Source organism: Tepidimonas alkaliphilus (assembly GCF_007556595.1).
Classification (GTDB): Bacteria; Pseudomonadota; Gammaproteobacteria; order Burkholderiales; family Burkholderiaceae_C; genus Tepidimonas; species Tepidimonas alkaliphila.
The window spans coordinates 25,391-36,951 of the sequence record NZ_VJNB01000003.1 but is presented as its reverse complement, the minus strand read 5'-3'; the positions used below and the strand labels follow the sequence as shown (position 1 = coordinate 36,951).

Annotated in this window: 8 protein-coding genes; 5 read left to right on the top strand and 3 right to left on the bottom strand. The window is 71.8% G+C overall.

The genetic code is table 11. From position 1 onward, the window contains the following. The first annotated feature begins 29 nt into the window (after positions 1-29). The 4 genes from Talka_RS03860 (at position 30) to Talka_RS03845 (ending at position 5,464) form a co-directional block, all read left to right on the top strand. Entirely contained in the window at positions 30-959 is a 930-nt protein-coding gene (locus Talka_RS03860) for a TAXI family TRAP transporter solute-binding subunit (protein ID WP_342781038.1), read from the top strand. A 4-nt stretch (positions 960-963) separates the two neighbouring features. After that, positions 964-3,036, top strand: a complete 2,073-nt coding sequence (locus tag Talka_RS03855) for a TRAP transporter permease (RefSeq protein WP_143889805.1) — start codon at positions 964-966, stop codon at positions 3,034-3,036. A 15-nt stretch (positions 3,037-3,051) separates the two neighbouring features. Further along, positions 3,052-3,507, top strand: coding sequence for a DUF1850 domain-containing protein (locus tag Talka_RS03850; RefSeq protein ID WP_143889804.1), 456 nt, complete (start codon positions 3,052-3,054; stop codon positions 3,505-3,507). A gap of 94 nt (positions 3,508-3,601) precedes the next feature. Next, a complete protein-coding gene (locus Talka_RS03845; RefSeq protein ID WP_143889803.1) occupies positions 3,602-5,464 on the top strand; it encodes an EAL domain-containing protein in 1,863 nt (620 codons plus the stop codon). Here Talka_RS03845 and Talka_RS03840 read toward each other — a convergent pair. Continuing rightward, positions 5,365-7,863 carry a DNA internalization-related competence protein ComEC/Rec2 gene (locus Talka_RS03840; protein ID WP_246100562.1) on the bottom strand — a complete coding sequence of 833 codons (2,499 nt, stop codon included), beginning with the start codon at positions 7,861-7,863 and terminating at the stop codon, positions 5,365-5,367. The two genes, Talka_RS03845 and Talka_RS03840, sit on opposite strands and share 100 nt — an antisense overlap. 94 nt (positions 7,864-7,957) lie before the next feature. Here Talka_RS03840 and Talka_RS03835 point away from each other — a divergent pair, with 94 nt between their 5' ends. Further along, positions 7,958-8,428: a RidA family protein gene (locus Talka_RS03835; RefSeq protein WP_143889802.1), complete on the top strand. Its 471-nt coding sequence runs from the start codon at positions 7,958-7,960 to the stop codon at positions 8,426-8,428. Between the two features lie 22 nt (positions 8,429-8,450). On the opposite strand, the gene Talka_RS03830 is transcribed toward Talka_RS03835, so the two are convergent. Then, positions 8,451-9,044, bottom strand: coding sequence for a Uma2 family endonuclease (locus tag Talka_RS03830; protein WP_143889801.1), 594 nt, complete (start codon positions 9,042-9,044; stop codon positions 8,451-8,453). A 55-nt stretch (positions 9,045-9,099) separates the two neighbouring features. Continuing rightward, positions 9,100-11,514 carry a DNA topoisomerase IV subunit A gene (parC, locus tag Talka_RS03825; RefSeq protein ID WP_425472628.1) on the bottom strand — a complete coding sequence of 805 codons (2,415 nt, stop codon included), beginning with the start codon at positions 11,512-11,514 and terminating at the stop codon, positions 9,100-9,102. Positions 11,515-11,561 lie beyond the last annotated feature (47 nt).

Below are 11,561 nucleotides of genomic sequence, written 5' to 3'. Positions count from 1 at the left end.
TGCTTGCTTGGCCACGTTGGAGCCGCCGCTTGGCTGTTGGCGCCGCTGCGCTTGGCGTCGCTGCGGTTGCCTGCGCCCAACCTTTCATCAACATCCTCACAGGAGGACAAAGCGGGGTTTACTACCCGGTTGGCGTCGCGCTGTCGCAAATCTACGCCAAGGAGCTGCCCAACGCTCGCGTGACCACCCAGGTCACGCGAGCCTCCGCCGAAAACCTCAACCTGCTGCAGGCTGGCCGCGGCGAGGTCGCCTTCACGCTGGCCGACACGCTGTCGGATGCCTGGAAGGGCAACGAGGAAGCCGGCTTCAAACAAAAGCTCGACAAGCTGCGCGGCATCGCCGGGCTGTACAACAACTACATCCAGATCGTCGCCAACGCCGACTCCGGCATTCGCACGCTCGCAGACCTGAAAGGCAAGCGCGTCTCGGTCGGGGCGGCGCGCTCCGGCACCGAGCTCAACGCGCGCGAGATCCTGAAGGCCGCCGGCCTGTCCTACGCCGACCTTGGCAAGGTCGAATACCTGCCGTTTGGCGAATCGGTGGAACTGATGAAAAACCGCCAGCTCGACGCCACGCTGCAGTCGGCGGGCCTGGGGGTGGCCTCGATCCGCGATCTGGCCACGGCGATCCGGATCGTCGTCATCCCGGTGCCGCCGGAGGTCGTCGCCAAAGTCGGCGACCCGGCCTACCAGCCGGCCGTGATCCCGGCCAACACCTACACCGGCCAGACGGCGGACGTGCCGACCGCAGCGATTCCCAACTTCCTCGTCACGCACAGCGGTGTGCCCGAGGAGACGGTCTATCGCACGACCAAAGCGATGTTTGAGCACTTGGACGCTCTGCACGCTGCGCACAACGCCGCGCGCGCCATCAAGCGCGAGACGGCACTCAAAGGTATGCCAATCCCGTTGCACCCGGGCGCGGAGCGTTACTACCGCGAGGTCGGGTTGCTGAAGTAAGCGCATGGGCACCGTCGATCAGACCGGCGCGGCCTCCCCCGCCCCGCGGGTGGACGTGCGCGACCCCGTGGTGTGGGTGGCGCTGGCGTTCGCCGCCTTCCAGCTCTGGATGGCGGCGTTCCACACCTTGTCCAGCCAGGTCATCCGGGCCCTGCACGTCGGCTTCGTGCTGTGGCTGATTTTTCTGATCTACCCGCCGTTCAAGGGGCGCGGCGGGGTGCTCGGCGCGGCCGGCGCGGCGCTGGGCTGGGCGCTCGGGCTGGTGGGATTCGCCACCGGGCTTTATCAGTGGGTGTTCGAGGCCGACCTGACGCAGCGCGCGGGTGAACTGCAGGGCTGGGACTGGGTGGCCGGCATCGCCGCGATCGCGCTCGTCTTCGAGGCGGCGCGGCGCGTGATGGGCTGGGGCCTGCCGCTGATCTGCGGGCTGTTCCTCGCCTACGCCGCGTTCGGCCAGCACCTGCCGGGGGCGCTGGCGCACCGCGGCTACGACTGGGAGGTGCTCATCGCCACGCTCGGCTTCGGCACCGAAGGCATCTACGGCACGCCGACCTATGTCTCCTCGACCTACATCTTCCTGTTCATCCTGTTCGGCGCCTTTCTGGAACAGGCCGGGATGGTGCGCCTGTTCACCGACTTCGCGATGGGCACGGTCGGCCACACCCGTGGCGGGCCGGCGAAGGTGGCGGTGATCTCCTCCGGCCTGATGGGCACGATCAACGGATCCGGCGTGGCCAACGTCGTCACCACGGGGCAGTTCACGATTCCGCTGATGAAGCGCTTCGGCTACCGGCCGGCGTTCGCTGGTGGGGTGGAGGCCACCGCCAGCATGGGCGGTCAGATCATGCCGCCGGTGATGGGCGCGGTGGCCTTCATCATGGCCGAGACGATCAACGTGCCGTACTTGGCCATCGTCAAGGCCGCCCTGATTCCGGCCATCCTGTACTTCGTCACGGTGTTCTGGATGGTGCACCTGGAGGCCGGGCGCTGCGGGCTGCACGGTCTGCCGCGCCATGAGTGCCCCAACCCGTGGACAGCGGTGCGCCAGCGCTGGTACCTGCTGCTGCCGCTGGCCGGGCTGGTGGCGCTGCTGTTTTCCGGCTACACGCCAATGTTTTCCGGCACCGTGGGGCTGGCGCTGACGGTGATCCTGATCTTCGGCGCGGCGGTGATGCAGGGCATCCGCGGCACGGCGCTGCGCGTGCTGTTCTGGGTGCTGCTGGCGCTGGCCTGCGGTGGCTTCTTCCGCTTCGGCGCCGGCGCCTTTCTCGTCGTCACCGCAGCGCTTGTCGCGCTGACCTACGTACTGCGCTGCGGCCGCGAGGCGCGCGCTCAGGCGCTGCGCGCGCTGGTGGACGGCGCCCAGCATGCCCTGCCGGTGGCCGCCGCCTGCGCGCTGGTCGGCGTGCTGATCGGCGTCATCAACCTGACCGGCGTGGCGGCCGAAATCGGGGGTCACGTGATCGGCATCGGCCGCAACAACCTGCTGCTGGCGCTGGTGCTGACGATGGTAACGTGCCTCGTGCTCGGGATGGGCATCCCGACGATCCCGAACTACATCATCACGAGTTCGCTGGCGGCGCCGGTGCTGCTGGAGCTGGGCGTGCCGCTGATCGTCAGTCACATGTTCGTGTTCTACTTTGGCATCATGGCCGATCTAACGCCGCCGGTGGCGCTGGCGGCGTTCGCCGCCGCGCCGATCGCACGCGAGCGCGGACTGCTGATCAGCCTCAACGCCGTGCGCGTGGCCATCGCCGGCTTCGTCGTGCCCTACATGGCGGTTTATAGCCCGGCGCTGATGCTGCAGGGCGACGCCGGGCCGCTGGCGGTGGCGTGGATCGTGTTCAAGGCGCTGGTGGCCATCGGCCTGTGGGGCGCGGCGGCGATCGGCTTCCTGTGGGGGCCGCTGCGCGCGTGGGAGCGGCTGTGGGCGTTCGCTGCCGCGGCGCTGCTGGTGGCGGCGCTGCCGGTCACCGATGAGCTCGGACTGGGCGTGGCGGCGCTGTGGCTGGCGTGGCATGGCTGGCGTCACCGCCGTCGTTCGGGAGCCGCCGGCGAGCTGCGGCGCTCGCGTTGACCGTATCGAAGGGGGGTGACCGAGGTGTGGTGGGCCCTGTGCGTCGCATGGGCGGCCAGCGCCGCCGCGCTCGATGAGACTCCACCGCAAGCGCCGCAACCGGGCGAGCAGGTGTGGCCCGCTCGTATCGTGGAACTGCACTGGATGCATTCAATCGAGCGGGTGCAGTGGATCGAAGCCTACGCGCTGCCGCAGCCGGATGCCCAGTTCTCGGCGCTGCAACCGCTGCGCGCTCGGGTGGTGGGCAGCGGTGCCGGAATGGAACCCGCACCGCAGGCCCTGTGGCGCCACGGGGGCTACGAATGGACGCCGCCCCAGCCCGTGCCCCAACTGCTGCTGGCCCATTCGGCCTACACAGCCGACTACGCCTTGTGTTTGGATGGCCGCTGCACCCCACTGGCAGAACGACTGCCGGCCCAAGCTTCGGCTCACGGCGGGGTGGTTCGACTGCGTCCATGTCGAACCGATTGATGCCGCCCACGCGCCTGACCGCCGCGCCTTGTCATCACGCCGTCACACCCCTTCCTCACGATGCAAGCTGAGAAAAGTTTCTCTTGCGCTCACCATGACGGTCTTGCCGGTTCCCGCCCCTGTTTCAGCGCCGGATCCGCACGCAGTGCGCCTGCTGTTGCGCCAGGGTCGGCTGCGCATGCACTGGCAGCCGATTGTGGATTTGACCACGCGCGCCATCATTGGCCACGAAGCGCTGGTGCGCACACCCTCCGATTGCGCCTGGCGCACGCCCGACCAGCTGTTTGCCGCCGCCCATCGAGAGGGTTGCGTGCTGGAGCTGGAGCACGCCTGCGTGCAGCTGGCGCTGGATGCATGCTGCGATGCCGGCGCCGGGCGGCTGTTTGTCAACCTCAGCGCCGAAGCGCTGGCCGCATTGGCCGACCGTCCCGTGCCGCAACCGTGCTCACGCCGCGACGGGCTGCCGCTGGCGGGCGTGGTGCTGGAGCTGACCGAGCACGAGCGCGTGCACGATTTGGAGTCGGTGCAGCGCGCGCTGGCGCGCTGGCGCGCGGCCGGCGCCACGCTGGCGCTGGACGACTTCGGCGACGGCCGCTCCAGCCTGCGACTGTGGTCGGAGCTGCGGCCCGAGTTTGTCAAGATCGACAAGTATTTCGTGCGCGACGTGCACCGCGTCGGCGACAAGCTCAAAACCTTGCGCGCGCTGCAGCAGCTGGCCGATACGTTCGGCTCGCGGCTGATCGCGGAAGGGGTTGAACAAACCGACGAGTTGCTGGTGCTGCGCGACCTGGGCATCCCGTTCGCGCAGGGGTATCTGTTGGGACGCCCCGCTGCGGCGCTGGCGCGCAACCTGCCGGAAGAAGTGCACGCCACGCTGCAAGCGCGTCACATCGTGGTGTTGCCGGAAGACCGCCACATCGCCAATCGCGGGCTGACCGCCGAGATGCTGTTGATCGAGGCGCCAGCGCTGCCGCACAACGCCAGCCACGCGCAAGTGGCCGAGCTGTTCCATCAGCACCCGGAGCAGGAATCGATCGCGCTGCTGGACGAACAGCAGCGGCCGGTCGGGCTGATCGCGCGCCACACGCTGCAGGAGCTGTCGCTCAACCAGCTCTACTTTCGCGAGCTGTATGGGCGTCGCCCGGCGCTGATCCACGCCAACACGCAGCCGTTGTGCGTGGAGATTCATACGCCGATCGAGCAGCTGACCCAGGTGCTGACTTCGCCCGATCAGCGCTACCTGCGCGAAGGCTTCATCCTGACCGAAAACGGCCGCTACCGGGGCCTGGGCACCAGCGAGCAGCTGGTACGCCGCGTCACCGAAGCGCGCATCGAGGCGGCGCGCCACGCCAACCCGCTGACGGCGCTGCCGGGCAACGTGCCGCTGACGATGCACATCGAGCGGCTGCTCGACCACGGCGAGCCGTTCATCGCCTGCTACGCCGACCTGAACCACTTCAAGGCGTTCAACGATCAGTATGGATACTGGCGCGGCGACGAGATGATCCGGCTGCTGGCCAAGTGCCTGGCCGCCGCGTGCGACACGCGGCTGGATTTCCTCGGCCACGTCGGCGGCGACGACTTCGTGCTGCTGATGCAGAGCCCCGACTGGGCCGAGCGCATCGAGCGCGCGATCCGCACCTTCAACGAGCAGGCGCGGCTGCTGTACGACGAGGCGGCGCGCGCCGCCGGCGGCATCTGGGCCGAGGATCGCCACGGCGTGCAGCGTTTCCACCCGCTCACCACCCTGGCGGTCGGCGTGGTGCGCGTGCACCCGGGCCAATACCGGCAGGCCGAGGCGGTGGCCTCCGCCGCCGCGCTGGCCAAGCACCACGCCAAGCAGTCGGCCCAAGGACTCTACCTGTTGGACGGCGCCGTGTCGTCCCCAGCCATGGTGGCGGCGGTGCCGGTCAAGACGGCTGCTGTCTCGGGCATCACGCCGCCGCCCTGCCAGTAGAAGCGCCGCCGCGCGCGCTCGCATTGCCACTGGCCAGGCGCGTCGCTGCGCCAGGTGAGCGCGCCGCAGTCCGGCGTGGCGGCCACCGCCAGCCCCCGCTCGCGCAGCCGGCGCAGCACCTCCGCGTGCGGGTGGCCGTAGGGGTTGCGCCAGCCGGCCTGGATCGCCACCAGCGCCGGCTGCAGCGCATCCAGCCACGCTGCCGAGGTCGAGGTGCGGCTGCCGTGGTGCGCCGCCACCAGCAGCCCGGCGCGCAGCCCCGGGTAGGCCGCCACCAGCGCCGCCTCCACCGCCTGCGGGATGTCGCCCGGCAGCAGCGCCGCCGAGATTCCCCGGCCCACCAGCAGCACGCAGGAGCGCGCGTTGCCGTCGCGATCACCGCCCCAGCCGGGCGGCGGGTGGAGAAAGATGAACGGCACGCCGTCCCATGCCCAGCCGACGCCGGCCTCGCACAGCTGCGCCACCGGCAGCCCCGCCGGCGCCTGCCCGTTGGGGGCCCACCACGCCGCGCGCGGGTAGGCCGCCGCCAGCACCGGCCAGCCGCCGGCGTGGTCGGCGTCGTCGTGGCTGAGCACCACCGCATCCGGCACCGCGCCAAGCGCCCGCAGCCACGGCAGCAGCGCGCGCTCGGCGGCGCTGCCGCCGGGCAAGGGCGGGCCGGTGTCCACCACCAGTGTGTGGCGCGCGGTGCGCACGATCGCCGCCGAACCCTGCCCGACGTCCGGCAGCAGCACCTCGAACGTCCCCGGCGGCGGCGCCGCCGGGCGAAACGCCAGCGCCGGCCACAGCAACAGTCCGCCCCAGGCGCGCAGCGGCCACGGCCCGCGTTGCAGCAGCACCAGCGCCCCGGCGGTGCCGGCCAGCGCCAGCGCCCACGGCAGCGCCGGCCGCGACCAGACGGCGGCGGGCCAGCGCGCCATCGGTTCCAGCAGCGCCCACAGCCCCCGCGCCAGCCACGCCGCGGCGTCCACGAGCGGCGGTAGCGCCACGCCCAGCAGCGCCAGCGGCGTCACGCCCCAGGTGATCCACGGGATCGCGATCGCGTTGGCCAGCAGGCCGACCAGCGACACCTGCCCGAACCAGAACAGCAGCAGCGGCGCCAGCCCCACCGTCACCGCCCACTGCGCCCCCCAAAATTCGCGCAGCCAGGCGCGCAGCCGGCCCTGGCCGTCCGGCGCCACAGCCGCGCCGTGCCCGCGCACGAACAGCACCGCCACCGCCACGAAGCTGAGCCAGAACCCCGGCTGCAGCCACGCCCAAGGATCCACCGCGAGCGCCGCGGCCAGCGCCGCCAGCCACACCCACGGCCACGGCCAGCTGCGCCCGAGCAGCCGCAGCCCCAGCACCAGCGCCAGCATCGCCACCGTGCGCTGCGCCGGCACGCCGCCGCCGGCGAACAGCGCGTAGGCCGCCGCCAGCGCCACTGCGGCCAGACTCGCCACCAGCGGCGTCGGCGCGCGCAGGATCAGCCCCGGCCAGCGCGCCCCAAGCCGGCGCCACGCGGCGCCGACCGCCCCTAGCGCCAGCGCCGCAAACATCGTCACGTGCAGGCCGGAGATCGCCACCAGATGCGCCACACCGGTGGCGCGGATCACGTCCCACTGCGCCGGCGGGATCGCCGCCTGGTCGCCGGTGACCAGGGCCACGACGAGGCCGCGGCTGGCGTCGTCGAACCCCTGCAGCCGCGCCTGCAGCGCTGCGCGCACCTCCGCGCGGGCGCGCGCCACCGGGGCTTGCCCGGGCTCGTCGGCCAGCCGCTGCGGCGGGGCCGCACCGCGCGCCTGCACGGTGGCGGTGGCGGCGATCCCCTCGCGCCAGGCCCAGGTCTCCACATCGAACCCGTAAGGGTTGGCCAGCCCCCGCGGGCGCTGCAGTCGCAGCACGCCGCGCCAGACCTCCCCGGGGCGCACGCGCGGCGCGGCCTGCCCGGGCTGCGCAGCCCGCCACGTCAGCCGCAGCGCACCGACCCGATCCGGCGGCGGCAGGCCGGCGGGCGCGCCCGCTTCCCAGCCGAGCAGACGCGCCTCGAACGTGGTGGCGCGCGCCTCCTCGCGCGGCAGGCCGGTGACGACCCAGCGCGCCGGCGCCACAGCACCATCCAGCGCCGCGGGCCACAGCCGCGCCATGCGCTCCACCGCGCGGCCACCGGCGTGCGCCCACGCCAAGAGCGCGAGGGCCAGCGCCACCGAAAGCGCCGCCCGGGGCCCGGTCTCACGGCGCCCGCGCGCCCACGCCAGCAGCGCCAGCCCGGCCAGCAGCACCGCGCCGTACGCCGCCGGCGTCCACAGCGCGGTCTGCGTCAGCTGTGCCGCATGCCCAGCCACCCAGCCGAGCAGCGCCGGCCCCCATGCGGCGCGCCACCAGGCCGCTGCGTCGAGCTGCTTCGCCTCTCTGTCCATGCCCTCCCCTGGCGCCCCGGTCGGACTTGCACCGCCGACGCCTTCTTACAATGGCGTTGAATCCCCATCCATCGTAACGAAAAAGGAGAACCGCATGCGCGTGCTGGAGCGACTGCAGACGCTGGGCATCGAACTGCCGCCGGTGGCGGTGCCGGCCGCGGCCTACGTGCCGTTCGTGCAGACCGGCAAGCTGGTGTTCCTGAGCGGCCACATCGCCAAGCGTGGCGGCCAGCCGTGGGTCGGGCAGCTGGGGGCGACGATGACCACCGCCGAAGGCCAGGCCGCCGCGCGCGCGGTGGCGATCGACTTGCTCGGCACGCTGCAGGCGGCCTGCCGCGCCGCCGGCACCGACCTGGACAGCGTGGCGCGCATCGTCAAGGTGCTCAGCCTCGTCAACTCCACGCCGACGTTTACCGAACAGCACCTGGTGACCAACGGCTGCTCGGAGCTGCTGCTGCAGGTGTTCGGCCCCGAGGTTGGCGCGCACGCGCGCAGCGCCTTCGGCGTGGCGCAGCTGCCGCTGGGCGCCTGCGTCGAGATCGAGCTGATCGCCGAGCTGCGCTGAAGGTCGGCGGCCTGCGCGTGGCTCAGGCGTGCGGGTCGTCGCTGAGCGGCACGCCGCTTTCGTCGTAAATGGCGGCGAAGTCCGTCACCAGCTCGACGCTGGCGAACTCCACCGGGTCGCCAGGCTGCAGCTCGATGCGCTGCCAGCCGATGTCGCCGTCGCGCCGGTGGATGGTGATGGCGGCGCGGTCCTGCTCGATCAGCACGTATTCCTGCAAGCTCGGCAGCGTGCGGTAGGCGTGCCACTTCTCGCGCCGGTCGGTGGCGGCGGTGGTGGTGGACAGCACCTCCACCACCAGCCGCGGCTGCTCGACCATGAAGTCACCCGGCTCGACCTGCTGGTGGCGCGGATCGCAGGTGACCATCACGTCCGGATAGTAGATACTGCGCTGCTTGGCCACACGCAGCTTGACGTCGGTGAGAAAGGTGCGGCACGGGCTGCCGCGCAGGTGGTGGCGCAGCAGGGTGTAGATGTTGCCAGCGATGATGTTGTGACGCAGCGAAGCGCCGGTCATCGCGTAGATCTGACCGTCCACATACTCGTGCCGGGTCGGCTGCGCGGCCTCCCAGCGCAGGTACTCATCTTCGTCGATCCAGGCCAGGGCAGCGGCTTTCATCGCAGGCTTTCGGTGCTGTGCAACGTCGCTTGGAAGTCTAGCGCGAGCCGCCCCTTTACGCCAGCGCCGGCCACACCCGGGCCACCTTGAACCCCAGCCGCACCTCACGGCCCTTGCGGGCGCGCGCGGCCTGCGCCTGGTCGAGCACGCGCGCGCCCAGCGTCTCCGCGCGCGGCTTGCCGCCGCGGCCGGCGCCCTCCACCAGCACCCCGGCGCCGGGCGGCAGCGCCACCGCGCCGGCCAAGCGGTCGCCGTCCTCCAGGCTCATCAGCATCAGGCCGCGGCCGCCGCTGGCCTGGCGGCGCAGTTCCTGCAAACCGAACACCAGCACCCGTCCCTGCTCGCTCAAGCAAGCCACGCGCACGCCTTCGGCGGCGCCATCGGCCTGCGGCGCAAGCTGGGCCACGCCCTGCGCCGTGGCCCACTGGATGCGGCCGTGGCCGCCCGCCGGGCTCGGAGGGCAGACCGTCTCGCCGTCGGCCACCGTCAGGAACGCCTTGCCGGCCTTCAGCCGCGTCGTCATGTCCTCGACGCTGGCCAGCAGGCCGTAGCCGCCGCTGGTGGCCAGCAGCCACAGGCTGGACGCCGGGCCCGCCAGGTAGTGCAGCGGCGCGCCGCTGCCGCCCACGTCGAGGAAGGCGCTGATCGGCTGGCCGTCGCCGCGGGCGCTGGGCAGACTCGCCACCGGCACGCTCCAGACCCGCCCGTCGCGGCCCAGCGCCACCAGGGTGTCCACGCTCCTGCACTCGAACGCCGCGTAGAGCGCATCGCCCGCCTTGAAGGTGAACGCCGCGGCGTCGTGCCCGTGGCCGCCGCGCGCGCGCACCCAGCCTTTGTGCGAGACGATCACCGTCACCGGCTCGTCGATCACCTTGACCTCGGCCACCGCGCGGCGCTCGGCCTGGATCAGGGTGCGGCGCGCGTCGCCGAACGCGCGGGCATCGGCCTCGATCTCGCGCACCAGCAGGCGATCAAGGCTCTTGGGGCTGGCCAGCACCTCCTCCAGCTGCGTCTGCTCGGCGCGCAGCTCGGTGAGCTCCTGCTCGATGCGGATCGCCTCCAGCCGCGCCAGCTGGCGCAGCCGGATCTCCAGGATGTCCTCGGCCTGCCGCTCGGTCAGCGCGAAGCGCGCCATCAGCGCGGGCTTGGGCTCGTCGCTGGCGCGGATGATGGCGATCACCTCGTCGAGGTTGAGCAGCACGACCTGCCGCCCCTCCAGGATGTGGATGCGGTCGAGCACCTGCTGCAGCCGGTGGCGCGTGCGCCGCGTGACGGTGTCGCGCCTGAACGCGATCCACTCGAGCAGGATCGTGCGCAGCGGCTTGCAGGTCGGCCGCCCGTCGCGCCCGACCACCGTCAGGTTGACCGGCACCGAGGTCTCCAGACTCGTGTGCGCCAGCAGCTGGTTGACGAGCTCGGCCTGCGCGATGCGGCTGGAGCGCGGCTCGAACACCAGCCGCACCGGCGCCTCCTTGCTCGATTCGTCGCGCACCGCCTCCAGCACCGCCAGCAGGCTGGCCTTCAGCTGCAGCTGCTCCTGCGTCAACGCCCTCTTGCCGGGCTTGACCTTGGGGTTGGTCAGCTCCTCGATCTCCTGCAGCACCAGCTGCGCGCTCACCCCCGGCGGCAGCTCGGTGACGACGAGCTGCCACTGCCCGCGCGCCAGCTCCTCCACTGCCCAGCGCGCGCGCACCTTCAGGCTGCCGCGGCCGCTGGCGTAGGCGGCGCGGATGTCGTCGGCGCTGCTGATGATCTGCGCCCCTCCGGGAAAGTCCGGCCCTGGCAGGCGCTGCAGCAGCTCGTCCTGCGGCAGCCCGGGGTCGCGGATCAGCGCCACGCAGGCGTCGGCCACCTCGCGCAGGTTGTGGCTCGGGATTTCGGTGGCCAGCCCCACGGCGATGCCGCTGGCGCCGTTGAGCAGCACGAACGGCAGCCGCGCCGGCAGCTGGCGCGGCTCCTCGGTGGAGCCGTCGTAGTTCGGCACCCAGTCCACCGTGCCCTGGTCGAGCTCGTCGAGCAGCAGCGCGCTGATGCGGCTCAGACGCGCCTCGGTGTAGCGCATCGCGGCGGCACCGTCGCCGTCGCGGCTGCCGAAGTTGCCCTGCCCGTCGATCAGCGGGTAGCGCTGGGCGAAATCCTGCGCCATGCGCACCAGCGCGTCGTAGGCGGCCTGGTCGCCGTGCGGGTGAAAGCGCCCCAGCACGTCGCCGACCACGCGCGCGCTCTTGACCGGCTTGGCCGGCTGGCTGCGGTTGGGCCCGCCCCAGCCCAGCCCCATGCGCTGCATGGCGTAGAGAATGCGCCGCTGCACTGGCTTCAAGCCGTCGCAGACGTCGGGCAGCGCGCGGCCCTTGACGACGCTGAGCGCGTATTCGAGGTAGGCGCGCTCGGCGTAGGCGCCGAGGTCGGCCACGGGCTGGCCCTGATCTTCAGCGGTGCGGGAAGTCCAAGCGGTTGGAGTATCCATCAGGTCGCTTAGGATAGCGGAGGCCGTGGGTGCGCCCATCCATGCCAGAA

What these genes read in the sequence shown, in the direction of transcription:
- Talka_RS03845 (WP_143889803.1), top strand. Translation starts at nt 3,602, where the DNA reads ATGACGGTCTTGCCGGTTCCCGCCCCTGTTTCAGCGCCGGATCCGCAC.
- Talka_RS03830 (WP_143889801.1), bottom strand. Translation starts at nt 9,044, where the DNA reads ATGAAAGCCGCTGCCCTGGCCTGGATCGACGAAGATGAGTACCTGCGC.
- Talka_RS03855 (WP_143889805.1), top strand. Translation starts at nt 964, where the DNA reads ATGGGCACCGTCGATCAGACCGGCGCGGCCTCCCCCGCCCCGCGGGTG.
- Talka_RS03840 (WP_246100562.1), bottom strand. Translation starts at nt 7,863, where the DNA reads ATGGACAGAGAGGCGAAGCAGCTCGACGCAGCGGCCTGGTGGCGCGCC.
- Talka_RS03835 (WP_143889802.1), top strand. Translation starts at nt 7,958, where the DNA reads ATGCGCGTGCTGGAGCGACTGCAGACGCTGGGCATCGAACTGCCGCCG.